The sequence below is a fragment of the Tenacibaculum litoreum genome, assembly GCF_964513915.1.
GTDB lineage: Bacteria > Bacteroidota > Bacteroidia > Flavobacteriales > Flavobacteriaceae > Polaribacter > Polaribacter litoreum.
In genome coordinates, this window is the sequence record NZ_CAZEQS010000001.1 from 239,147 (window position 1) to 265,878 (window position 26,732).

Annotated in this window: 18 protein-coding genes; 10 read left to right on the plus strand and 8 right to left on the minus strand. The window is 32.1% G+C overall.

The features are described 5' to 3' along the window. The 3 genes from ACKTTR_RS01035 (at position 1) to ACKTTR_RS01045 (ending at position 3,157) form a co-directional block, all read left to right on the plus strand. The gene (locus ACKTTR_RS01035; RefSeq protein WP_408026112.1) at positions 1 to 369 is read left to right on the plus strand and encodes a hypothetical protein; all 369 of its coding nucleotides are present in this window, start codon (positions 1 to 3) and stop codon (positions 367 to 369) included. Positions 370 to 395: 26 nt separating this feature from the next. Next, on the plus strand, positions 396 to 2,552 hold the full coding sequence (locus ACKTTR_RS01040) for a TonB-dependent receptor domain-containing protein (protein WP_408026113.1): 2,157 nt from the start codon (positions 396 to 398) through the stop codon (positions 2,550 to 2,552). A 62-nt stretch (positions 2,553 to 2,614) separates the two neighbouring features. Then, a complete protein-coding gene (locus tag ACKTTR_RS01045; RefSeq protein ID WP_408026114.1) occupies positions 2,615 to 3,157 on the plus strand; it encodes a DUF2911 domain-containing protein in 543 nt (180 codons plus the stop codon). 78 nt (positions 3,158 to 3,235) lie between these two features. Here ACKTTR_RS01045 and ACKTTR_RS01050 read toward each other — a convergent pair whose 3' ends face one another. Beyond that, entirely contained in the window at positions 3,236 to 4,237 is a 1,002-nt protein-coding gene (locus ACKTTR_RS01050) for an SAM-dependent methyltransferase (RefSeq protein WP_408026115.1), read from the minus strand. Between the two features lie 432 nt (positions 4,238 to 4,669). Here ACKTTR_RS01050 and ACKTTR_RS01055 point away from each other — a divergent pair, with 432 nt between their 5' ends. From ACKTTR_RS01055 to ACKTTR_RS01075, 5 genes are all read left to right on the plus strand, one after another. After that, positions 4,670 to 7,732, plus strand: a complete 3,063-nt coding sequence (locus ACKTTR_RS01055) for a leucine--tRNA ligase (protein WP_408026116.1) — start codon at positions 4,670 to 4,672, stop codon at positions 7,730 to 7,732. 106 nt (positions 7,733 to 7,838) lie between these two features. Next, complete coding sequence (locus ACKTTR_RS01060) at positions 7,839 to 8,291, plus strand: hypothetical protein (protein WP_408026117.1); 453 nt, start codon at positions 7,839 to 7,841, stop codon at positions 8,289 to 8,291. 108 nt (positions 8,292 to 8,399) lie between these two features. Continuing rightward, complete coding sequence (locus tag ACKTTR_RS01065) at positions 8,400 to 9,356, plus strand: hypothetical protein (protein WP_408026118.1); 957 nt, start codon at positions 8,400 to 8,402, stop codon at positions 9,354 to 9,356. A gap of 188 nt (positions 9,357 to 9,544) precedes the next feature. Next, the gene (locus tag ACKTTR_RS01070; protein WP_408026119.1) at positions 9,545 to 10,615 is read left to right on the plus strand and encodes a GNAT family N-acetyltransferase; all 1,071 of its coding nucleotides are present in this window, start codon (positions 9,545 to 9,547) and stop codon (positions 10,613 to 10,615) included. Between the two features lie 22 nt (positions 10,616 to 10,637). Then, a complete protein-coding gene (locus ACKTTR_RS01075; RefSeq protein WP_408026120.1) occupies positions 10,638 to 11,507 on the plus strand; it encodes an acyl-CoA thioesterase in 870 nt (289 codons plus the stop codon). A gap of 62 nt (positions 11,508 to 11,569) precedes the next feature. Here ACKTTR_RS01075 and ACKTTR_RS01080 read toward each other — a convergent pair whose 3' ends face one another. The 3 genes from ACKTTR_RS01080 to ACKTTR_RS01090 all read right to left on the minus strand — a co-directional run bounded on the left by ACKTTR_RS01080 (position 11,570) and on the right by ACKTTR_RS01090 (position 16,258). Next, positions 11,570 to 13,831, minus strand: a complete 2,262-nt coding sequence (locus ACKTTR_RS01080) for an inorganic phosphate transporter (protein ID WP_408026121.1) — start codon at positions 13,829 to 13,831, stop codon at positions 11,570 to 11,572. A 72-nt stretch (positions 13,832 to 13,903) separates the two neighbouring features. After that, positions 13,904 to 15,106 (minus strand): porin, encoded by a 1,203-nt coding sequence (locus ACKTTR_RS01085; RefSeq protein ID WP_408026122.1) that lies wholly within the window; start codon positions 15,104 to 15,106, stop codon positions 13,904 to 13,906. A 267-nt stretch (positions 15,107 to 15,373) separates the two neighbouring features. Beyond that, entirely contained in the window at positions 15,374 to 16,258 is an 885-nt protein-coding gene (locus ACKTTR_RS01090; RefSeq protein WP_408026123.1) for a metallophosphoesterase, read from the minus strand. A 195-nt stretch (positions 16,259 to 16,453) separates the two neighbouring features. On the opposite strand from ACKTTR_RS01090, the gene ACKTTR_RS01095 reads away from it, so the two are divergent. Further along, a complete protein-coding gene (locus ACKTTR_RS01095) occupies positions 16,454 to 18,535 on the plus strand; it encodes a M20/M25/M40 family metallo-hydrolase (RefSeq protein ID WP_408026124.1) in 2,082 nt (693 codons plus the stop codon). 71 nt (positions 18,536 to 18,606) lie between these two features. Here the strand turns inward: ACKTTR_RS01095 and ACKTTR_RS01100 are convergent, their stop codons facing one another. Continuing rightward, complete coding sequence (locus tag ACKTTR_RS01100) at positions 18,607 to 20,565, minus strand: DUF5689 domain-containing protein (protein WP_408026125.1); 1,959 nt, start codon at positions 20,563 to 20,565, stop codon at positions 18,607 to 18,609. Between the two features lie 13 nt (positions 20,566 to 20,578). Beyond that, complete coding sequence (locus ACKTTR_RS01105) at positions 20,579 to 23,338, minus strand: carboxypeptidase-like regulatory domain-containing protein (protein ID WP_408026126.1); 2,760 nt, start codon at positions 23,336 to 23,338, stop codon at positions 20,579 to 20,581. Between the two features lie 187 nt (positions 23,339 to 23,525). On the opposite strand from ACKTTR_RS01105, the gene ACKTTR_RS01110 reads away from it, so the two are divergent. Next, positions 23,526 to 24,578, plus strand: coding sequence for an endonuclease/exonuclease/phosphatase family protein (locus ACKTTR_RS01110; protein WP_408026127.1), 1,053 nt, complete (start codon positions 23,526 to 23,528; stop codon positions 24,576 to 24,578). A 31-nt stretch (positions 24,579 to 24,609) separates the two neighbouring features. Here ACKTTR_RS01110 and ACKTTR_RS01115 read toward each other — a convergent pair whose 3' ends face one another. Both ACKTTR_RS01115 and recJ read right to left on the minus strand, forming a co-directional pair. Continuing rightward, a complete protein-coding gene (locus ACKTTR_RS01115; RefSeq protein WP_408026128.1) occupies positions 24,610 to 24,954 on the minus strand; it encodes a hypothetical protein in 345 nt (114 codons plus the stop codon). A 72-nt stretch (positions 24,955 to 25,026) separates the two neighbouring features. Further along, positions 25,027 to 26,712: a single-stranded-DNA-specific exonuclease RecJ gene (recJ, locus tag ACKTTR_RS01120; RefSeq protein ID WP_408026129.1), complete on the minus strand. Its 1,686-nt coding sequence runs from the start codon at positions 26,710 to 26,712 to the stop codon at positions 25,027 to 25,029. Positions 26,713 to 26,732: the final 20 nt, after the last annotated feature.

Below are 26,732 nucleotides of genomic sequence, written 5' to 3' on the forward strand. Positions count from 1 at the left end.
TTGAAACAACAAATAGGCATATATACGTTAGTGTTTTTGTACATGATTGCCATGTTACGCCCTATAGCTCCTTTTGTTGAGTACGCAATAAATTATGATTATATATCAAAAGTTTTGTGTATTAATAAAGACAAACCAGAGTTAAACTGTAATGGTAAATGTCAGTTGATGATGGAGCTTGAACAACAACAAGATGATGATTATAAATCATTACGAATTTCTATGGAAGAATATCCAATAGGGTTTGTAAATATCTTAGCCATAGAATTAGAAGAAAAGAAATTTACTGAAAGGAAAGCATTATTTTCATTTAAGAAAAATTACCACTACTTACTTAACAAAGAAGTGTTTCATCCACCAATAGTTTAATTTTTTCATAAAGTTTTTTTTGCGCTATGAACAATTCAAATGTTTTTGAATTGGAAGGTGCTATTATGCAATTATGTAAAAAATTAAACCCAATTTTAATGAAAAATTTAGGATGGATGCTTCTTAGTATCTTCACTATAACTATGTCTGCACAACAAAAAAAAGACACAGTTAAACAACAAACAATACAATTAAACGAAGTAATCGTTAACGGAAAAATAAAAACAAACCCTGTTCACGCTACAGTAAAAAATGATTATCAAAAAAAGGTAATTCAACCTAAAAATGTAGCAGACTTATTTTCTGAAATTAACGGATTCTCAGTTATAAAAAGAGGAAACTATGCGATGGATCCAACATTTAGAGGTGCTGCTTACGAACAGTTAAATGTTATGTACGATGGAGGTACAAAAGCAGTGAATGCTTGTCCGAATAGAATGGATCCAATTACCACACATATCATTCCCGAGGAAATTTCAAAAATTGAAATTATCAAAGGTCCTTTTACGGTAAGATATGGTGCAACTTTTGGAGGTATTGTAAATATGGTTACCGAAAACCATAGATTATTAGATAACGGATTCCACGGAAAATTTTCATCAGGCTATGAGACGAATGGAAATTCATTTGTAAATATGTTACAATTACAACACGTTACCAACAAGTTTGATGTGGTAGGGAATGTAGGATATCGAAACTTTGGAGATTATAAGGATGGTAACAATACGGAAGTCCCGTCATCTTTTACCAGTACCGATTATGGCATAAAGTTAGGATATAATTTTACAGAAAATCAGCGTTTACAAGCGCACTGGCGTCAATCGTTTGGTAGAGATATAAAGCACGCTGCCTTACCAATGGATACAGATTATGACAACAGTACAATTGTATCGTTAGATTATAAAGCAATAAACATTGGTAGCACATTAAAAACAATTACAACAAAAGGTTTTTACAGCTATGTAGATCATTTAATGACGAATGAAAACCGACCAAATTTTAACATGGTCTTTGCCTCATCACCAGTGGAGTCAACTACTATCGGAGGTAAAGTAGAGTTTGAGTTTAATATGCATAAAGATTTTAATTTGTTTGTAGGGAGTGATATCAATCACATAAAACGAGAAGGAAATCGTACACGTACCATAAAAATGATGAATGGTATGATGCTACCAATGCCAATGGTTAAAGTAGATAAGATTTGGCAAGATGCTTATATAAATGATGTTGGGGTATTTACCGAAGCAAAATTCAATTTAGCAGCTAAAACTATTTTAACTACAGGAGTTCGCCTAGATATTGTAAACGCAAATGCTAAAGATTTAGAAGCTGATTTTGCGGCAATGTATCCTATTGTAAAAAGAGATGAAACGAATATAAGTGGTAATATTTCATTAAAACACGCATTTTCCAAAAAAGCAATTTTAGAAGTAGCATTTGGTAGAGGTGTACGTACAGCAAACATGGCTGAGCGTTATATTAATCACTTTACAATAGGGTCAGATTCGTATGAATATTTAGGTAATCCATTGTTGAAACCAGAAGTAAACAATCAGTTTGAGTTAGGGTTAAAAGGAAAAATAGCATTAGACAAAAGCTTAAGATTGCACTATCAAACATCTGTGTTTTATTCAATTTTTGAAGACTATATTTCCGCAGTGGTAGATCCAACAATTCCACGAAAATTTATGCCTAATCAAAAACCTGAGTTTACAAAAGTGTTTACCAATATAGAAGATGCTACCAAAAAAGGGTTCGAAATTACTGCAAAATTAGAGGTGTTGAACGACTACTATTTACAAACAGAAGTGGCTTATGTAAAAACAGAAAACAAGGATTTTGATGAATCGTTGCCATTAAATCCACCTTTTACATCAAAAATTTCTGTAGGAGTTGACAAAGAAAGTTATTGGGCAAAAGCACAATATAATATCGTATCGAAGCAAGAAAATATTGCACCTTCTTTTGGTGAAACTGTAACGAAGGGGTACCAAACTTTTGATGTGAAATTAGGAGTTAAACCCTTAAATAAATTAACATTAGGGCTTGCTTGTTTAAATATGTTTGATGAAAATTATACGAACCATTTAAACTTCTCGTATAAAAACCAAGCAGATTTGCCAATGACAAGAATTAACGAACCAGGAAGAAATTTTACAGCATTTTTGCAGTATAAGTTTTAGTTTTTGTGTAAGGATGTTTAATTTTGGTGACAAATCCTCAATTAACAATTAAAAAGAAGAACATGAAAAAATCAATTTTATCAATTATTGTATTTGCTGTAGCCCTAGTGTTTTCAAACGAAGTAGCAGCTCAAAAATTCGCAAACTTAGATAAAAGCCCAATGGATGCAGCTGCTTACCCAAGTAGTTATAGAATTTCAGATAAGACAGTAAAAGTTGTTTATAGCCGTCCACAATTAAAAGGAAGATCGTTAGCAAAATTAGCTCCTATGGGAAAAGTATGGAGAACAGGAGCAAACGAAGCAGCTGAAATTACATTTTATAAAGATGTAACCTTTGGAGGTAAAAAAGTAAAAGCAGGAACATATACATTATTTACCATTCCAGGAGAAAAAGAGTGGACTCTTATTTTAAATACAGCCAAAAATGTTTGGGGATCTTACTTTTATAATGAAAGTGAAGATGTAGCTAGAGTTACAGCTCCTACTTCTAAATCAGATGAAACAATTGAAGCTTTTTCTATTGTTTTTGAAGGAGAAGATGATGCTTTCAATATGTATATTGGGTGGGATAACGTTATTGTTACTGTTCCTATAAAAGGATAAGCAAAAGAAAATTTCAGAAATAAAAAAAGCATAACCAATTTGGTTATGCTTTTTTGTGTTAAAATAATTTAAGAAATATTATTCTTCTAGTTTGTATTTTAACTCAATATCTGGATCCATTTGGTAAGTGTAAACAATTGAATTAAAGTGAAAAGGATGCTCAATCCCCATTTCAAGTGGAATTGTTAAAGAAGACTCATTTCTTGTTAGCCAAATATTACCATAAACATGTACCAATGTGTCAAGTATTAAGTAATTGTACTGTTCAATATTTAATGATTTTACAGCTATTTTTTTATTTGGAAGTTGACTAGGAGTTATTGTGTCTACTGTATTTAAAGCAATGGCTTTCCTAACATCAATAATGGTGTCAACTTCTTCAGTTATGTGTTTGGAATCAGCAATTGGATTAACCGATAAGCTCATTTTTATCAATACATTTTCTGGAATTACAGCGACATCCTCTGATAGTTGAGGTAGTAGATTAAATAAAATAGGAACATAACACTCTCTGTATAACAGGGCATCTAACGTTTCACTAAACAGTATATGATACTTTTCTGCTTCAGGGATTTTGAAAGTAACGGCATCGGCAGTATAGTAGTTTGTTACATAATTAGTAAGCTCCAATTTTTGAATAAGGTTTTTCGCATATTCTAGAGACTTATCATTAATTTCTAGTAAAGAAAACTGTACTTCTTCAGGACTAAAAAGCGGAGTAATTAGAGTAATAAACGGAGCATAAGGTCCACAACCAGCATAAAAAACACGGATAGTTTCATTGGGGTGGTTTTGTTGTTTTTCTTTAATTGCCATCACCATGGCTTTTAAAAATTTAACGGTTCGTTTATAATCTAATAAGCATTGTGCAGCATGGTTTAACCCTAAGGCTTTTCCTTTTGAAGTTGTAACGGCTGCTAAGTGCTCTATATGATTGTCAAATCCAGTGAGCTGAGTTAATTCTTTAAAGTAAGTATGTATTTTGTTAATTAAATTTTCAATTTCAGGTTGTTCAATAGAGTTTTTAAGTAAAGTAGATACTTTTTCTTTAATATCTAAAGCAGTTATATTTTCGTTCATAGTAGGTTAGTTATTAAGTTTCCTAAATTATAAAAATAGAACTAGTTAAAAAAGAAGCGTATGTAGTTACATTAACATTTTTGAGTATATAAATTAAATCGTTTATTCCCAAAAAAGGGGCAGTAATGACATTTCTTAGCCTTTGTAGTTACTTAATTAATACTTTGTGAAAGTGATACCAAGTTGAATAATCAGTAGAAGCTAGTAGCACTGAATAAACAAGATGTGAAGTAATGTTAAAAGTGATTTTAACAAACCATTACATTAGTACAATATAAAAAACTCTCTTATTTCAATTTAAACCTTACAAAGCTTAAGTGCTTGTGAGGTTTTTTGTTCTTATTTAAGTCTTTACAAAGTATTAAAAGAACTAAACTTTTTACTTATCAACAATAACTGTAAATTTGCATCCTTTAAAACAAGCGATTACAAATGCAATACAATCACCAAGAGATAGAAAAAAAGTGGCAAAAGTACTGGGCAGATCAAGGTACATTTAAAGCTGAAAATAATTCTGATAAACCAAAATATTATGTGTTAGACATGTTTCCTTATCCTTCAGGAGCAGGATTACACGTTGGGCATCCGTTAGGATATATCGCATCTGATATTTATGCTCGTTACAAGCGTCATAAAGGGTTTAATGTATTGCATCCACAAGGATATGATTCTTTCGGATTACCTGCTGAACAATATGCGATTCAAACAGGACAGCATCCAGCTATTACTACTGAAACGAATATCAAAACCTATCGTCGTCAGTTAGACAATATCGGATTTTCATTCGATTGGTCTCGTGAGGTTCGTACTTCGAATCCTGAGTACTACAAATGGACACAGTGGATTTTTATTCAATTGTTCAATTCTTGGTATAATAAAGATGCTGATAAAGCAGAAGATATTGCAACCTTAGTAGCTAAATTTGAAGCAGAAGGAAACGCGAATGTGAATGCGGTTTCTGATGAAGATATTAGGCTGTTTTCTGCCGAAGAATGGAAGAGCTTCTCTGAGAAAGAACAACAAGAAATACTATTACAATACCGTTTAACATTTTTATCTGATACCGAAGTAAACTGGTGTCCAGCTTTAGGAACGGTATTAGCAAACGATGAAATTGTAAACGGAGTTTCAGAACGTGGTGGGCATCCAGTAGTTCGTAAAAAAATGACCCAGTGGTCTATGCGAATTTCTGCGTATGCACAACGTTTGTTAGACGGATTACAAAATATCGATTGGCCACAACCCTTAAAAGATTCTCAAACCAACTGGATTGGTCGCTCGCAAGGAGCCATGGTTTCTTTCGATGTGGATGGTCATGATGCTAAAATAGATGTGTTTACGACACGTCCTGATACTATTTTCGGAGTGTCTTTTATGACCTTGGCTCCAGAGCATGACTTAGTGAAGCGAATCGCTTCTGATGAGCAAAGAAAGGCTGTTGAAGAATACATTGAGGTAACAGCAAAACGTTCTGAGCGTGATCGTATGGCAGATGTAAAAACCATTTCAGGGGTGTTTACTGGTGCGTATGCGTTACATCCTTTTACAGGAAAGCAAGTACCAATTTGGATTGGTGATTATGTATTAGCAAGTTACGGTACAGGCGCAGTTATGGCGGTACCATGTGGTGACCAACGCGATTACGATTTTGCAAAACACTTCGGATTAGAGATTCCAAATATTTTTGCTGATGTTGATATTTCTGAAAAAGCAAACGATGCTAAAGACGGAATTAAATTAACGAACTCTGATTTTTTAGACGGTTTAAACTATAAGAAAGGAATGAAAACCGTAATCTACGAATTGGAAAAACGTGGATTTGGTTACGGAAAAATAAACTATCGTTTACGCGATGCTGTATTTAGTCGTCAACGTTATTGGGGAGAACCATTCCCAGTATACTATAAAGATGGAATGCCTCAAATGATTGATGCAAAGCATTTACCAATTGTATTACCTGAAGTTGAAAAATACTTACCTACTGAAGATGGAAAACCACCGTTAGGAAATGCTGAGGTTTGGGCGTGGAATAGTATTGAGAATAGAGTAGTGAGTAATGAGTTAATAGATAATGAGACTGTATTTCCTTTGGAGTTAAACACAATGCCAGGGTGGGCAGGAAGTTCTTGGTATTTTAACCGTTATATGGATTCGAATAATGAAGGAGAATTTGTAAGTAAAGAAGCGGTTAACTATTGGAAAGAAGTAGATTTATATATCGGAGGTTCTGAGCATGCAACAGGGCACTTATTATACGCGCGTTTTTGGCAAAAATTCTTATTTGACAGAGGTTTCTTACCTGTAGATGAGTTTGCTAAAAAACTGATTAACCAAGGAATGATTTTAGGAACTTCGGCGATTGCTAATAGAGCTATTTATAATATTTATACTGTTCTTGAAGATGATAATAAAATTTCTGATGGCGACACTTTTTACCATGAAATAAAAGATAAATTTTATACAAAACTTCAAAGCATTTTCTTTTCTGAAGGAATTATTAAAAAAGGAAATAAATTTATGCATGAATGCGTAAATAGTATTTCATCTTTAAATAGAATAAAAGAGGATTTTTGTAATGAGATAAATGTTAAAAAAGAGTATAATTTAAGTGTTAATGATGTATACTTTAGAGTTTCTGGTTATAGTGATCCTAGAGTGAACATAAATAACCTTATCAAACCGACTGATAATCTTGATATTTCTAAGTTCAGAAATTCAGGAATTCAGGAAGCTAAAGATGCAATTTATTTAGATGATGATGGTGTAGTAATAGAAGATAATAATGAGAATTTTAAGACTACTAGAGAGGTAGAAAAAATGTCAAAAAGATGGGGTAATGTTGTTAATCCTGATGATATTTGTGAAGAGTACGGAGCAGATAGTTTACGTTTATTCGAAATGTTCTTAGGTCCGTTAGAGCAAACCAAGCCTTGGAAAACATCAGGGATTTCAGGAGTGTATTCTTTCCTAAAGAAATTATGGAAATTGTTCACTGATGAAAATGGTATCAATGTTTCAGATGAAGAACCAACGAAAGACGAGTTAAAAACCTTACATAAAACAATTAAAAAAGTAGAAGAAGATATCGAGAACTTCTCGTTCAATACGTCAGTTTCTACCTTTATGATTGCAGTAAACGAGTTAACAGCATTAAAATGTAACAAGCGTGCTATTTTAGAGCCATTGTTAGTGTTAATCTCTCCTTATGCACCACATATTGCTGAAGAATTATGGAGTCAGTTAGGACACAATGAGTCTATTTCAACCGTAGCTTTTCCAAAATTTGAAGAGAAGCATTTAGTTGAAAGTTCTAAAAATTATCCAGTATCTTTCAATGGTAAAATGCGTTTTACTTTAGAGTTACCGTTAGATATGAGCAAAGACGAAATTGAAAAAACGGTAATGGCACATGAAAAAACACAACAACAATTACAAGGAAGAGAGCCTAAAAAAGTAATTATTGTTCCAGGAAAAATTATAAACATTGTAGGGTAAGCTAACCTTATTAAATATAGAAAGCCCACAAGCAATTAATTTGTTTGTGGGTTTTTATTTTTAAACTAAATTCGCAGCCTGTAAAAACAAATTAAAATTTCAAGGAATGAAAAAGATTTTTAAAATTAGTTATGCGGTTTTGATGTGCCTAACTTTAGTAATGAGTAGCTGTTCTGATAGCGATAATGATCCAACAGAAATTGCAAATACAAAATTATCAGGAAAAGTATTCGGAACAAGTTTTACGGCTGAAGGAGGTAAAGCATTTATGTCTGGAAACAATGAACTTTCAGTACATATTACTAATATACAAGCAGACTGTAGTTCTGATATTTTTGATTATGAGTTAGAGATTTCAACTTATGTGAAAGCAGAGTTAGGAGTTTATGATAATGTGAATGTAGTTTTTAATAAGAAAGGATCTAATCCTTTAAACTTTTTTCAAGGAGTTGCTGAGGTTGTAAGATTTACAAATAATGAACTAACTATAAAAATAAAAGCAAATTCAAGTACTGATAATTCAATAGAAGGATTTTTTACGGTTCCTTTTTGTGAGTAATACTAAAAATAGTATCAAATTAAAAAGCTTTTACATTTAGGTAAAAGCTTTTTTTATGTGAAAAAATCAAAAACTTTTCTCAAATTTGCTTTCCCAAAAAAATAAAATATGAAAAAAGTATCTCTCAACAACTCTTGGTTTTTTGCAATAATTCCAATCGGAATTTTCATTTTTGTAGCATTTCCACAATTTCAAAATATGTATGAATCGTTTCATAAAAGAGACTTAGAAGTACAACAAAAAGCACAAGAATTAGACTCGTTGCAGCAGCTTACAAACCCTACAAGAAAAGATTTAAATAATATAAAACGCCTTGAAGCTACTGTTCCAATTCATCAGTTAAGTATAAGTAAACAACGATATACTTACTATAAAACTGGCGGTATGTTAGCGGTATTAGCTTTTATGTTTATAGGCATGTTCGGTTCTAGTTATTGGACAAAAAGAAAGAAAAACTCACCAACCAATAAACAAATAGAGTTTTCTTTTGGTGACTTTACAACTGATGCTATTGGGCAAAACATTTCTTGGAGTGCAGTTAAAGGCTCAGGAAGTAATTTTTTAAGTGAACGATTGCGAAAAACAGCTTTTGGTTATAAAATAACCTCTAGCTCTTACTTGAAATTTGTAGCTTGGAGTTTCCTTTTAATGGGGTTAAACTATGTGGTTTGGTCTTATATAGAATTTTTTGAGTTTTCAAAAGAACCATTAACATTTATGCATGGAGGTAAGATGTTTTTCATGTATGGAGGTCCCTTTGTATTGATAGGTGTTTTCTTGCTGTTTTCTTTTGGAGCTAAAGCATTTTTAAACTCACAAAAGAGAAAAGTATTAGTTGATGGTGAAATCATACCTTTTCAACAAGTGTATGCGTTACAAGTATTATCAAAATTTATTCAAGGAAATAAATCAGGAAGTTACTACTGTTATGAGGTGAATTTAGTAACTCAAAATGGAGAACGCCATAATTTACTTAACCATGGTGATAAAGAATATTTGTTAAGTGATATGGTAAAAATAAGTAGGTTTTTAAAAGTCCCTGTTTGGAATAATGGAGTAGCTTAAAATAATTTATAGTGTATTTGATAAACTTTTACTAATTTACACAAATACAAATCGTAAAAGCTGTTATTATTTTATCCTGTAAAAAAAAATCATCCAATATATGTTACTTCTCTTCAGTAAAAGAAATACCGGAAAAGGTTTGGAAAGAGCTACAGTGTACAAATAACTTGTACCTTCATCCATCATATTTGGAGGCTTTAGAAAAGAACAATGAACAAATACAGTTTTCTTATATTTTATTGTTTGATGAAAAAAAAGAAGCAATAGCCTTTGCTACCATTAAGCTAGTCGATTTTTACTTAGATAGTGTTCAAAACGATTTGCAATCGGTTATAGAATGGATGCGATGCATGGGGAGAAAACTACATTTATTGTCTTCTCAAAAAACATTTAAAATACTTACATGTGGTAATACATTTGTAAGTGGTGAACATGGAATTTTTATAAAACCAAATCAAGATAAGAAAGAAGTAGTAAAACAATTAGCTAAAGCTATTGTAGCCTTTGAAAAAGATATTTCAAAAGAAGTAATAGATGCTTTTATGCTGAAGGATTTTGTGAACGAATCTCTTTTTATTACTGACGCACTGCATAATGTAGGCTATAATTCTTTTAATGTGGACCCTAATATGGTATTGACATTAGATAGTAATTGGAATACTTTTGATGATTATTTAGCGGCATTAAAAACAAAGTATAGAGTAAAAGCAAGAAAGGCTTTGAAAATGAGTACAGGTTTACAAACGGAAGAGATAACTATTGAATCTTTAAAACAATTATTGCCAGAAATGGCGTTACTATATAAGAACGTATCAAATAAGGCAAGTTTTAATCTTGGATACTTTAATATTGAAACGTACATGTGTTTAAAAGAAAACTTAAAGGATGATTATGTTATTAAAGTATATTGGTTAGGAGATAAGTTAGTTGGTTTTTTATCAGGAATGATAAATCAGGACACATTAGATGCACACTTTGTAGGTATTGATTATACAGTTAATAGAACCTATGCAATTTATCAACGAATGTTATATGATTATATCTCATTAGCAATTGATAATAATATAAAAACAATCAATTTTGGAAGAACAGCTAGTGAAATAAAAAGTTCTGTAGGAGCAGTACCTCAAGATTTAACAATTTATTTGCGACATAGAAAAAGTATTCCAAACCGTATTTTAAGTTTATTTTTGAATAGAATTCAGCCAACGGAATTTAGGCTAATAAAGCCTTTTAAAACAAAAAGTATAAAGAATTAAATCCTCTTTATTGTAGTAACAAATGAAAAACACACAAGAGTTATTAAATATACTTACCCTTGACGACTTAGGTGAAGGCAATTTTAATGGAGTAAGTAGAGATATAGGAAGTCCAAATGTTTTTGGAGGTCAAGTATTAGCACAAGCACTAAATGCAGCGTATAGAACAACACCTAAAGAGCGTATCTTACATTCGTTACATTCGTATTTTTTAGAAGCAGGAAACTTAGAGTTACCTATAACTTATAACGTACAAACTATTCGTGATGGAGGTAGTTTTTCTACACGTAGAGTAACAGCACATCAAAAAAATAAAACAATATTTATCCTGTCTTGTTCTTTTCATAAAAAAGAAGAAGGGTATGAGCATCAAAAGCTGATAAAAAAAGACTTAAAACAACCGGAAGAATTGTTGAGTTGGACAGATATGTTAGACCAATTTGGAGCTTTCTTACCAAAGAAAATGAAAGACTTTTTAAGTATTGAACGTCCTATCGATTTTAAACCAGTACAAATTGTAAATCCGCTAGACCGAAAGGATTTACCACCAGTAGTAGATGTTTGGTTTAAATTAAAAGGAGAAGTGTCTGATTTGTCTTTGGGTATTAAACAGCAAATATTAACGTATATATCAGACTATAATATTTTAACAGCTTGTTTAAATCCAAACGCAAGTGTAGCTAACTTTGGAAACACACAAATGGCAAGTTTAGACCATTCGATGTGGTTTTACCGTGATTTCGATTTTAATGATTGGATGTTGTTCTCAGTTGAAAGCCCTAATACTAATGGAGCAAGAGGCTTTGCTTGTGGAAATATTTACACTAGAGATGGTAAATTAATAGCTTCGGTAGCGCAAGAAGGTTTAATGCGTCCCATGAAAAAGAAGTAATAGCTATTATAAATTAAAGAAATAAAAAAGCCGAGTTAATTAACTCGGCTTTTTTTGTTTGATTAAGCTTCTATTTCAGCTGTTTTCGTACTGATGTGAAACTCTTCGTATGTTTCTAGTAAACTCATTAATCCAGATACTAAATCTTGTGTCTCAATTAAAATACTAAAGTATAATGTAGTATTCTTTGGACTTGTTTCATCTGTTCTAATGCGATCTACTTGTTTTTCAATAGATTTAGATACATCTTTTAATAACTCTTTCTTTTCGTTAATAATATGTTCTAAATTATCAAAACTTCTATTTTCAAATGTATCAGCAATATCATCTAATAACTTAGAAAGTGTATTGTCAATACTTTTAAGATCTTTAATTTGTCCTTTTTTAAGGTTTTTATGGTTGTTGTTAACGTGCTTGTATGTAGCTCTAGAAATGTAGCTAATAGACTGTGCAACGTCTTGTAAATAACCTAAAATTAAGATATAGAATCTACTTGCTTGTACCGAAGTATCGTCTAAAGACTTAATAAAGTAGAATACACCATCTTTTAAACTATCAATTTCATCATTTAGTTTTGTAACGTGCTTGTCCGTTTTACGTAATTTAACTAAATCGTGAGTAGCAAGGTCTTTTACCACACTTGAATATAATTTATTAATGCGGTTAGCAACACCAGCAATATGATCTGAGCTTTCTTCAATCACACCGTTAATAGTGATTAATTCTGCTCGTTCCATATGTACTTGCTTCTTTTCTTCTTTAGATTTTTTTCTGTGTTGTAATGTGTTTCTTGCAATTAAAAGAGCGACCACTAATAACAATACAGGAATCATTACCATATCCCAGCTAATTAAGTAAGCTACTAAAGCCGCAGTTAAGAAAGCTGTAATGGCAGTTAAGAACCATCCACCAATAACATTTATTACACCAGCAACTCTATAAACAGCACTTTCACGTCCCCAAGCTCTATCAGCTAAAGAGGTACCCATTGCTACCATAAATGTTACATAAGTGGTAGATAATGGTAACTTCATTGAAGTTGCAATAGAAATTAAAATACCAGCAACAATTAAGTTTACAGATGCTCTTACTAAATCGAAAGCAGGCATTTCATAAGTTTTGTCTTTTGGTAATTCAATTACAGGTTTTTGAAACTTAGAATCTATGAAGGTTAAAGTTTTCTTAGGTACAATAAAGCTAACAACAGCATTTATACCCATAGCACTTCTTACTACAACTCTAGATAATGGGTTTGGTTGAAATTTTTCATGTCCGTCTCCTTGACGAGATAAATCAATACCAGTTTTAATAACGTTTCTAGCCTTGCTAGAAGTCCATAAAGTGATAACCATTACTGCTCCTGCTAATAATAATAACCATACGTTAGAAGGTACTTTTTTAGCTAAAATCCCCATAGAGAATGCATCAGGAGCAATACCAGATACTTCCCAAGCTTGGTATGAGTTCCAAGCAGCAATCGGAACACCGATAAAGTTTACCAAGTCGTTACCAGAGAATGCCATGGCTAGTGAAAAGGTACCTACACCAATAATTAACTTTAAGATATTGACTTTAAAAAAATGGATTAATACTTGAGATATAGCGCTCCAAAAAACAAAACCTCCAGCAATTATAACAAGTGTATTTCCTTCAATTAAATGCTTTATGTCTTTATAAAAAGGAGTTCCTTTCATTCCTTTAACAAAGATAAAATATGTAATAGCAGTGATTGCAAAACCACCAAATAAGGCATTGATGTAATTAGCTCTTTTTTCAAAATTAAACGAATAAATTAAACGCGATAAGAACTGAACAATGGCTCCTACAGAGAACGCTACAACTACGGAGAGTAGAATTCCATTTATAATCTGAATAGCTTTTTTATGATTAATGTAGTTCCAAATGTCTGAAATTGATTGAGCGTCGTTAGCTGCAATTTTAATCAATGACACACATACTGCGGCTCCCAATAACTCAAATACAATAGAAACTGTTGTTGAGGTAGGCATTCCCAATGAATTAAAGATATCTAACAGTAAAATATCAGTAATCATAACTGCCATAAAAATAAACATGATGTCTTGGAACATAAACATGCTAGGATTAAAAATACCCTTACGTGCTACTTCCATCATACCACTTGAGGTAATTGCTCCAAAAAACACCCCAACACTCGCAATTATCATAATATTTCTTACTTTAATTGCTTTTGAACCGATTGCTGAATTTAAAAAGTTAACAGCATCGTTACTAACTCCCACAACCAAGTCTACAATAGCTAAAACAGCTAAAGCGACTAGCATCAAAATATATGGATCTCCCATTTTTTAGTTTTTAATTAAGTTTTGCAAATTTAGTTACACAAGAACGCTCTCATGTTATGTTTATGTTATCTTTTAAAAGTGTATGTCTACCTGTAATCTATACATTAATTGATTTGTAGCAGTCGCTATATCTAAGTAACTAATGTCGGTTTGTACTTTTAATTTGTGTCCAACGATATACTTTGATAAACCTATTGTGTATTGATTTTCAGTTCCTTTTCCTGTAATGTTTTCGTCTAAAGAAATATTGGTGAAACGACCAGATACTTCCCAGTTTTTATCAAATAAATAACCTGATTGAAGGTTTAAACCGCTTCCGACTTGTACAATTTCTCCTGTAGGTGTACCGTCTGAGTTTTTTGCAATAGGATCTTTTGCATCTCTGTATGAATATTCTCCCATAAAAGAGAACCCTTTGTACTTAAACATAGCATCCATAAAAAAGGTTGAAATGTTTGTTTGGTAATAACCTTCATCATTAACCATATAAGTACCTTGGTTACTTCTGGTTTTTACGGCATTGTTATTAAAGTCGTAACTCATACCAATAGCAAGCTTAGGTGTTTGCTCTCTTTTAAGGTCTCCACCTACATAATCTCCTTTACCTTCAAATTTCCCAAAAGGTAAAAGTTCTAGATGAGCGGTATATTGATGCCCTCCTAAGTTTCCTACAGTAACATTTCTTCCTTCACCTTGAGAAAATGCTAGTGCTTCTCTTACAAGAAATTTATCAGATAAATTAAAATGGTGTCTTAACTGTATACCCATATCTCTATCAATATTAAATCGTTTATTTAATAAAGAACGATCTACTAATTGCATATCAGCTGAAGAAATAACACGTTCACGGTTTCCTGGTAGTTTGGTTTGTCCAAACCATAGTTCAAAATTTTGATGAAAATTCCACTTTAGAACGGCATCTAAAATATATCTTGGCGCATTTCCTGTATGTTCTGAAGCACCGCTAATATCTCTATTAGATAACCCAAGTTCCATTTTATATTTTAATTTAGGAGAAAAAGCAAATCCTTTAAATTTTAAACGAGCTCTCCTTACTAGCATTGAAGACGATGGGTTATATAGTCCATCTTTGTTAGAATCCCATTCTGCGGTAGCTAAAAATTGCATTCTAGCTCCCATATTCATAGACCAAGTACTATCTTTTCCAACTAGATTAAATATACCTTTTCCAAATTTTGGGGCGTTTGTTTGTTGTGCATTTGTGTAAAGTAACACAAACATACTTACAGAGGTAAGTATTGTCTTACAGTTCATTAGATGTTGTTTATTAGTTTTTGTCGCGGCAAATAACCAACCCTTATGTTAACTTAGTGTTAACCTAATATTAAAAAACTGCCTTGTTTTCAAGGCAGTATATGGTAAGTCAAATAAATAGTCGACAAAAACTAATAAATTTATAATGACTGTACACCTCTAAGATGAGGTAATTCAAAAGTATTCTCTTTTTTTGATGTAAATATTAAGTACAATTTAATAAACTGTTATGTGATACAAGATTTGAGTTAATAAAAAGTTACGAGGTTAAATGTAGTTAGTTATTTTTTTTGGACCCTCGAGAATAGTTCTTGTTATTTGCATAGTACCATCTTCGTTGGTTACTACATGCCATTTAATAAGAGTTATTTCATTGTTTTCAATTTCTAAACCAGTAATGCATCTTGGGTGTACACAACTACCATCATTAAAATGAGGAAGCTCATTTTTTGATGGAAACCTAGGACGGTGTGTATGACCTGTAATAATCATTTGGTCATTATTATTTTTAATCCACTTTTCTAAACGACGCTCTACTCTTATCAACCCTTTAAAGTTTTTTGCAGGGCTTGTAGGGTCTTTAATTCCATAAACTTGAAGCGGACGCCATAAAAAACGAACTAAAAACCTACTAAACTTCCAAAAAGTATAATTAAACCAATCTGCTTGATGACCGTGGAGTAAGAAGATAGATTTGCCGTTATTTTGTACTAATTTAATAGCTTCAGAAAAAGAAACATTTGGCATCAGCTCTTTCTTCTTTCCGTCAATAGTATCATAATAAGAATTAAAGTTTTTAGCAACATTTTTTTGCTTTCTATAATTCATGTCATGATTTCCCCAGATAAAATGCAATCTATTTTTTTGATGAAATTTTTGGAGTAATAGGTATATATATTTATTTGCGTTGAAAATATTTACAAATTTATTTTCCCAAAGCTCATCACCATCTCCTAATTCTATATAGGTAAATTCTTTCTGAAAATATTGAGATAAAGCATAGTGATATATTTTTCGATTACGCGCAAAATCATCAGCAAAACTGTTATCACCTCTATGGCAATCAGAAAATAAAATGTATTTAGATTCTTTATGTAAAGGAAGTTCTTTTGCTTTTTTAAAGGCGCTGGTTATTCTATGTTTTGAATACATTAATAATGAAAGTTTATGCTCATATAAAGATGCGAAAAAAATAAAACATACCACAAAACTTATTGAGTGTTAGAACAGATAAGTTTTTAAAATTTAATTTGTGATTAAATTAGAGGTTTAAAATATTTTGATGTTATAATGTTAATTTTTAATAACTTACAGAAAATTTATAATTAACATTAATACCCTTCAAAAATGAAAAAAAAGTATTTACTACTTTCGTTACTATTGCTGTGCCTTAGTTTTTCTAATGTTTACAGCCAAGAAAAAATGTTTTATGGTACTATTGAAACCAAGGATGCCTTAAAACTACAAAAAGTTGCTCCTTCTGATATTAAAATTCTTTCCTCCACAAATGGTTTTAGTGCTGTAAAATTAAGTCATCATGCGGCTGAAAAATTGCATCATATGATTTTAACTCATGGTCCTGGATTTATTTATGAATCTTCTGAAAAAGATGCTTTACAAACAATTCAGAAACTACAAAGTAAAAAAGCTTATCAACAGAGGGCATCTTATACAATTAGTGAAGACCAACTTGTGAGTCAAAGTTTAGGTTTAGTGAATAATACAAATATTGCTAATCATATTGTAGAACTTGAAAACTACGGTACGAGATACCATACAACTCAAAAGGCAACACAAGCTGTTCAAGATTTAAAACAAAAATGGGAAACAATGGCTAGTGGTAGATCTGATGTTAGTGTTAGAATAGTTAATCACAGTAGTACCACTATGCCTTCTGTAGTTATGACAATTCAGGGAAGTGATCTTCCAAATGAATATGTAATTATTGGTGGTCATATTGATTCTGTTAGTCCAGAAAGAGAAACTAATGCTCCTGGTGCAGATGACAACGCTTCTGGTATTGCTACAATTACAGAAATGGCAAGGGTACTTTTTCAAATGAATTTTCAACCAAAAAGAACTATTGAGTTTATGGCCTTTGCTGCAGAAGAGGTGGGGTTAAGAGGTTCAAAAGAAATTGCTCAGGATTATAAAAATAGAAATGTTAATGTTTTATCGTATGTGCAGTTTGATATGACAAATTATAAAGGATCACCAAAAGATGTATATATTTCTGATGATAGTTATAACAGTAGTACCCTTAATGCTTTTTTAGCTAGTCTTATGGATCATTACAATGCTTCAGGAAGTCACCAGTTTACCTATGATTATACACGATGTAATTATGGTTGTTCTGATCATTATAGTTGGGCACAACAAGGGTATGATGCAGCTTTTCCTTTTGAAGCTTCATTTAATGGATCGAGTCCTTATATTCATACAGTGAACGATACGTCTGACCGATTTCCAACTGCAAATGCTACGCATGCGGCAAAATTTGCAAAACTTGGTTTAGAGTACTTAATTGAAGTTGCAAAAAGTAAAGGAAGTGTTAGTGTACCAACGTATTGTGATTCAAAAGGAAATAATGTAAATGATGAATATATTCAGAATGTAACACTTGGGTCAATTAATAATAATTCAGGAGCTACAAATGGATATGAAGATTTTACTAATATTTCTACTGATATAGAGCAAGGAAGTTCTAATACAATTACCGTTACTCCAAAATGGACAGGTACAGTTTACAAAGAAGGATATACTGTTTGGATTGATTATAATCAGGATTCTGATTTTGAAGACAGTGGAGAGCAAGTATGGGTTAAAAGTGCTTCTACAGATAGCTCAGTGAACGGTACTTTTACTATTCCAGCCAATGCAAAATTAGGTAACACAAGAATGAGAGTGTCTATGCGATATAATGCTACACCTTCTTCTTGTGGTTCATTTGATTATGGTGAGGTTGAAGATTATACTATAAATATTATTGAAGGAGATGGGGGAACGAGCACAAATATTTGTGATGGGGTACCTCAATATGATTCTTCCCAAAACTATCAGGTTGGTGATAGGGTTGTTTATTTTAATGTTCTGTATGAGAGAACTTCAAGTGGATGGAATAGTATCGGGAATTGTGGAAATGCTAAAATCACTAAATCAAGTATTGAACAAATTTTAGTAGATAATAAAAATGTAATTGATTTTTCACCTAACCCTATAGAAGGAAATTCTATAGTTTTACAAGTAAATAATGAGTTGTGGAAAAATAAAGAGGTTACTATTTATAATGTAAATGGAAAGTTACTTCAAAAAGTAAAAATGAGTTCTAGAAGTAACAATATAGATGTTTCAAAGTTATCAGCTGGAATCTATTTTGTGTCTCTTGATGACACTGGGAAAATGTATACACAGCAATTAATTAAAAAGTAATTTTAAAAAGAGAACAAAAAAGCCCAAGTTTTTAAAACTTGGGCTTTTAGTTTTTTATAAGAAATTACAAATTATCTTATTCCAATAGAAGTAAAATCATCTTGAGCTTTTACTTCCCATTCAGAGTTCGTTGAATCGGTACCAGCACTAGCAGCCCAATCGGTATTACCCTTTGTAATTGAAGCTTTACGAACTAAAGTGTGTTCTTTTGTTCCATCAGCTACACCAGCTACAGCCCAGTAACTACCTGGGTCTTCTCCAATATTACCAACTACATCTATAACAGTACCACTTTTTAATAAAGCGATAGCGTCGTCTCCATTAAAGTAAGTTACAGTAGAAGTAGTTCCTCCTGAACCAGTAATAGCAGCATCAGAAGCTCCTCCATTATAAATTACAATTACTTCACCGTCAGCTAAGGTACTTTTAATGGTACTTAAATCGATTGTGTTACCCACAGTAGCTGAACCATTACCATATAATCCAACAGTATAGTTAGTTAAATCTACGTCAGCACCTGTGCCATTATAAATCTCAATATATTTATTATTACTACTACCTTCTGCATATTCAGAGATATATAAATCAGCATCACCAGTAGAACCACCTCCACCACAAGTAGTATAGTCTTCTGTAAAGTTAACATCAGTTTCATTTCTTAAATAGATTTGAACTCCATTAAAGTCAGACATTACTCCTGTAATAGTTCCTCTTTTGTCACTTACAGGGTTGTTAGCAAACGTAGCTTGACCTCTAACAAAAGTTGTTAATTCATCTCCGTCACATTCAGAAATTAGCAGATTACTACCGTCATAATTTTTAGTATTGTCTTTGAACTGTACTCCTTCAATTTGTACTAATTTACCTTGGTAATCTCCTGTTAAAGCTTGTGCTATTGTAATTATTTCAGGAGTAGGTAATGTTCCTGCTGTTGTGTTAAGAATACTAGATGGAGAAACGTTTAATTGTAATAAACCGTTATAGTCACTTAATTTAGCGCCACCAACTGCAATTTCTATTTCGTCTCCTAATTTTAAATCGTAAGCATCACTAAAACGTAAAGCAATACCAGCTGTTGCGTCTTGAGCAAAAGCATTTTGATTTGAAATATTATCTGTAGAAAGGTCTGAAGTAATTACAAGTTTTAACTTTAAGTTTTTAGTAACTGTAGTTTCACTACCAGTATATAAAGCTTTAACTTCTGCTAAAGAAGCTTCAGTAGGGTTGTTGTTACACCCGTATTCTTCAGTAAAGTTAACATCATTTGTATCTCTTATGTATAATTGATAGTCGCTACTAAATTTCCCTAAAATAGCAGTAACGCTTCCTTTTTTATCAGGAATAGGATAAGATTTAAAAGTTGAAAAACCACTTGTTCTCATGATAATAGACTCAAAAGTTTCGCAGCTTACAAAGTTTCTGTTCACAGAAAAAGTATCATCAGGATTAGCATAGGTTAATCCTTTTTCTTCAGACTGTAATCCTTCAATTTTAACTAAAGTATTAATATGGTTATCAGTTAATTCACCAATGGTTAATGTAGTAGGAACGATATCTACAATTTCTGATGATCTATCGATATAACTAATATATTCATTAGTGTCAATTCTATCAGTACTATTCCCGTTCAAAACACCTATTTGAAAAGAAGCAAAGTATTTACTTAAAGCAAGTCCTTTTAGTTTAATATATACTTTTCTCCCCACATTGTAGCGAGCCCCTAAATTAGTGTCATCTATTCTTACTTCTAAACCAACAGTTGGGTTTTCTGGTTTGTCTTGAATAATGATTGATTTAAAAAAGTTCCCTTCTCTGTCATCAGAAACTACATAACCATATACAGTAACGTCCTCTACAAACTCTACAGGATCACCATTGTATTGTGCAATAATTTCGTCTAAAGACTTTAAGTTTTCGTACTGTTTGTCTGGTCCAATAGTTGGTAATTCAAAATCGTTATTGTCAACACATGAAGCAGAAATTGCAATAAAAAGTACTGCAAAAATCTTGTATAAATTTATTTTTTTCATTTTGAGTGTTTTTTTAGAATCTATAATTTAAGTTTAAGAAATAAGTAGTACCTCTACCATACCAGTATTTATTTCCAAAGGTTGGTGTTCCGTTAGCATTATCGTCGCGTAATTGGTGATAATTTGCATTTCTCCCTTGCTCGAAACCTCCTGTTTTGTATTCTTCGTTGAATAAATTACTAACACTAGCAAATAAACCAATGTATTTACCATTGCCTACTTTCCATGATTTCCCCCCTATGGCATTTACAACCATATAATCATCAAATTGTTCTTGAGTTAATAATTGTCTAGCTAACACTGGGTCGTAATCTGCAAAAGCAGCTCCATCTGCGTCACTCACAAAGTTAGCGGTTCTTCTAATAGGAGAAACATCTACATAAGCTTCATCCATATAGTTTGCAGTAATACTAACAAACCAATAATCTGGATCTCTATATTCAAAACCAAAAGAGTAAGCCTTATGAGGGCCAGCAGCAAGTTTATAATCTTTAAGAGAAGCAGGTCCCATATCTCTTTTACCATTGATAAAACCAGGTGTAGAAGCATTCTCAGTTGTAATAACTAAATTAGGGTTATTGTTGTAAGTATATTGACCAACGTTAGCGGCTCCCTTTAGTTTAATTGTAGGAGTAACTTGTGCTTCAATTCCAAACTCAACACCAAAGTGTCTCTTATCAATACCGGTTAATATTTCTTGGATAAAAGCTGAAGTGTCTCCTCCAATACCATCAGCAAAGAAGAATGAAATTTCTGTAGCATCTTTAATATCTGTATAGTAACCTGTAACTCTTGATGTGATTAAAGGGCTTCTGAAAACATAGCTAACATCTCCAGATAATATTTTTTCACTATTTAATTCAGCAACATCAGCAACTGTAACATTGTTAGCTCTTGAGTTGGCAAAAGAGTTACGTAAAGATGGTGCTTTTGTAATATAACCTCCGTTTATATCAATTAAGTGACGACCAGAGATTTTATAGGTTAATCCTCCTTTGGCTCCGTAGTTAAAGAAATCTAATTTTTTTGATTTTCCATAAGAATTAGTTGGAAAATATCCGTTTTGGAATAAACCTTCTCTTTGGTGTGTAGTATTGTTCGCTTGTCCTGCTACATAAAAATCAACTTTGTTGTATTTGAATTGTAACTGAGCAAAACCGCCATATACTTCAGAATTGAAGATATAGTTGTATTTAAAGCGGTCTCCTAATCCAATTGTTCTATTAGGAGTTAAAAGGTTACTTTGTTGTTGATCAAAATTATCACCAAAAGTATTCACATCCAAATAACCTGTAGCTCCAAGCATATCTATTGGAGAAGCAAAGTTTTCAGACTTTAACTTTCTATACTCACCACTTGCTGTTAGTGTAATATTTTCATTTAACTCTGAAGATAAAATCATATTAGCTGTTAATTGCTGATCATCGTTTCTATCTTCATATAAAATTACACGAGCATTTTCTGGACTTCCTTCGTTTCCAATATATAATTCATTCCAATCAATTTGTCCATCATTTTGGAAACCAGTTAATGATTTGTATGCGTTTTCATAATCTGGTCCATTAGGATCTGATAAATACCAGCTTGGTAACTTTCTGTAATACGTAGGATCAGGATTGTTAGCACCGTTATAGTCTAAACGACTATTACCGATTTCTCCAAATTGAAAACCAACATTTGTGTTTAATCTTGTGTTATCAGAAAGATTCCAATAGTGATTTAACATAACGATTGGCTCGTATAATCTTTTAACTCTAGAGTTTCTGTTTTTGTCTCCTTGTTTTCCCCAATATGAGTTATAACGAATTCCTTTAATATCAAAAACTTCTTGAGTATTTGGTGAAGATTTTCCTCTTTCGTTTTCTGCAGCAATCACTGTTAAGTTTAAGCTGTGAGCATCGTTAATTTGTTTTTCAAGTGACAAAAAGATAGAGTTAGCATCATAAAAAGTACCATCTACATATCCTTCATTACCAGCTCTTCTACTACCAGAAACAGTTATAGCCCATCCGTTAGCTAATAAACCAGAAGAGTATGTTGCCATTAGACGATGGTTATAACTTCTATTAGAAGAAGCGTAAGAAATACGTCCTCCTTCACTATACTCAGAAGCTCTAGTGTTAATGTTTGTAGAACCTAAAACACCACCAAAAGCATAGTTTGAAGGAGTTAGGCCATTACTAAATTCTTGGTTACGTAATACATCGTTTAACCCTCCCCAGTTACTCCATTGAGGTCTTCCGTTGTATAGTTTGTTCATTTCAATTCCATTAATTAAAACTTTACCGTTTTCAGAATCTAAACCACGTACTCTATAAAAAGAACCACTCCACTCAAAAGCGGCTGTACGTAAATATACATCTCTAGAAGCTTGTAGTAATCCAGAAATGTTATCAGCAGCACTTGTATCATCATTTAATTCATCATCTGTAATAGTGATGGTACTTAAATCTTGATCTTCAGACAAATCTTCATACATAAAGATTGTTCCTAAATCTACTGTTTTTCCAGATAGTTCAACTGGAAAGTTTTGGGTTTCATACCCGTTTAATGATACCGTTACAATTTGTCTTCCGTTTGGTAAACCATTTAGTGTAAAAGCTCCACTAGCGTCTGTAGAACTAGAGACGTTAGCTTTTTTTACACTTACAGAAACACCTTGCATAGGATTTTCAGAATCGCCGTTTATTACGATCCCCTTTACAATATTCTGCGCATTCAAGCTACACAAGCCAGAAAAAAGCAATAACATTGTTATCGTAAAATTTCTCATAAATGATTGTTTATAAAATATTTGAATATATTAATTCCCACTGCCGTAAAATACGGTAAAAGGGAGGCAAAATTACGAAAATTATGGTTATGTTAATATTAAGTTAAAGTTATGAAAGCTAGTTTTGTGTAAATTATAGGTTTTGGCTTGAAAATTGTTTTTACTTTTGTCGCGTAAAATTTATTAAATGAGAAATATAGCTTTACTTTTAGTCTTAACTCTTGTTGTTTTTTCTTCATATGCGCAGCAAGGGGCAAAAAAATATAAAATAAGAACTGTTGGTTTTTACAATTTAGAAAACCTTTTTGATACCAAGAATGATCCTGAAAAGAATGATGAAGCGAGTCCTATCATGGAAATGAAAGGAGATAAAGAAGAGGTTTATTTAGATAAAATAGATAAATTGGGAGAAGTTATTTCTCAATTAGGGGCTGAAAAAGCTAAGACTAGTCCAGCAATTTTGGGAGTAGCTGAAGTTGAGAATAAGAAAGTTTTAGAAGATTTAGTAGCGTCAGAAAGGTTAAAAAAGAAACGTTATAGTATTATCCATTTTGACTCTCCTGATAAAAGAGGTATTGATGTAGGTTTATTGTATCAACCACGTTATTTTAAACCAATTCATTTTGAAGTGTTTAACCCTAATATTTACGATCAAAACAGGAAAGTGTATACACGTGATATTTTATTAGTATCAGGTTATTTAGATGATGAATTAATACATGTTATTGTAAATCACTGGCCATCTCGTAGAGGAGGAGAAGCTAAAAGTAGACCTTTACGTGAAAAAGCAGCGTATAAAGTAAAGCAGATTATAGAAAAAATTAAAGAAAACGATCCCAATCCAAAAGTTTTGATAATGGGAGATTTTAACGATGATCCTATCAATTCTAGCTTTAAAACTGTTTTACAAACAAAGAGTAAGAAGAAAAACGTAAAAGAAGGAGATGTGTATAACCCTTATGAGGATATGTTCCGTCGTGGATTTAATACATTAGGATACAGAGATAATATCAATCTATTTGATCAAATTATGTTTACTTCTCCTTTATTGGATAAAGGGAAAAAAGATTTTTCAACCTATAAAATGTTTAAATCAGGGATCTTTAACAAGCGCTTTTTAACACAAAAGAGTGGGCGTTACAAAGGGTACCCTTTTAGAAGTTTTTCTTATGGGAAATATACAGGAGGTTACAGTGATCATTATCCAGTATATATGTACTTAATTAAGGAAGATAATTAATTAAAAAGGCTTGCAAATTTTGCAAGCCTTTTTAATTTTTACATATATCATTTAAATAATTATTCATTCTTAATTGAAACAATGTACCTTTTAAAAGGTCGTCTATTTGCCATAATTCAATTGATGATACTGCCATACTAACTTTATTAGAGGGGGTTTGAAGTAAAATGGATCTACAGTCTTTGCCTTTGCTACAAGTAGCGCAATTTTTTTGAAGTTTAGAGTCAGTTACCTTGTCTAAAAATAATTCTATTTCTTGCTCAGTCAAATGAAAGCCTGTGTCTCTAAAAATTAATTGAACTAAGTTTGAATCGTTTTCTTTCCAATGAAAAGAAATACCTATGTTGTTATCGTATATTTTAGTAATTCCGTCCATAACTATATTTATAATGATAACAAATATATAAGTTTATTTGGAATAATTCTAAATAAAAAATATCTGGCTTTATTATTTCAAATCTTTTAACATTAGTTGAATAGAAGTATAACCATTCCAAGTATTCTCATCTAATGTATAAGCAATGTCAAAATCGTTATGTACAGCTGATATTTTATTGCCCAAACCAAATCCAATAGCATTATATGTTTTTTGGTCAGAGCCGTAAATGATATTTAACTTTAAATGATTACTGTCAGCTCCCACTTGCTTTCCGTAACCATTATCTCTCACAGCTGTTGTGGTAAAAACAGGTTTCATATTTAGGGGGCCAAACGGAGCCATTTGTTGAATGATACGGAAGAATTTAGGGGTAATTTCTGATAAATCAATTTCAGCATCAATAGTTATTTCTGGAGTTAACAAGTTTTTATCAATAGTGGCAGCAACAACTTCTTCAAACTTATTTTTAAAATTTTGGTATTGTTCAGGTAGCAAGGTTAACCCCGCAGCATATTTATGTCCTCCAAACTGTTCGATAAACTCTGAGCATTGTTCCAAGGCGTTATACACATCAAAACCTTTTACTGAACGAGCTGAGGCAGCTAGTTTTTCTCCACTTTTAGTAAACACTAAAGTTGGTCGGTAATAGGTTTCGGTTAGACGAGAAGCTACAATACCAATGACTCCTTTGTGCCAACTTTCGTCAAAAACAACTGTTGTGTAATTTTCTTGTTCGTTATTGTTTTCAATTTGTAATAAAGCTTCTTGAGTAATAGCTCTATCCAATTCTTTTCTATCTGAATTAAATTTTTCAATGGCAGAAGCAAACTTAACCGCTGAATCAAAATCCATTTCGGTTAATAATTCAACAGCATAGTTTCCGTGTTTCATACGACCAGCAGCATTTATTCGCGGAGCAATGATAAAAACTACATCAGTAATGGTGAGTTCCTTTTTTTGTAATTGATGAATGATAGCCTTGATACCATTTCTCGGCTGTGAATTTATAACTTGTAATCCGTGATAAGCTAGTATTCTATTTTCCCCAGTCATTGGAACAATATCAGCTGCAATTGCAGTTGCCACTAAATCTAAATATGGAATTAGGTCTTCAATCGTTTGGTTTCTTTTTGAGGCTAATGCTTGAATCAATTTAAAACCAACACCACAACCACATAGTTCATCATAAGGATAGTTACAATCTACTTGTTTAGGATTTAAAACAGCAACAGCTTTCGGAACTTCACTTCCAGGTTTGTGGTGGTCGCAAATAATAAAATCAATTCCTTTTTTTGTAGCGTGATCTACTTTATCAATAGCTTTAATACCACAGTCTAAAGCAATGATGAGCGAAAAACCATTGTCTTCAGCAAAATCAATTCCTTGAAAAGAAACCCCATAGCCTTCTTCATATCTGTCAGGAATATAGGTTGCAATATTAGGGTGAATTGTTTTTAGGTAAGAAGATATCAAAGAAACAGCAGTAGTTCCGTCAACATCATAATCACCAAAAACTAAGATGTTCTCGTTGTTTTTTACGGCTTTTTCTATACGCTGTACAGCAACTTCCATATCTTTCATTAAAAAAGGATCATGTAAATCACTCAATGAAGGACGAAAAAAATGTTTTGCTTCATCAAAGGTTTCAATACCACGTTGTACTAAAATTTTAGCCAAGGTTGTGTCGATAGATAGTTCTTTGGCTAATTGTTTTACTTTAATAGTGTCTGGTTGCGGTTTTAATGTCCAGCGCATAGCAATTTTATCGAAAATAG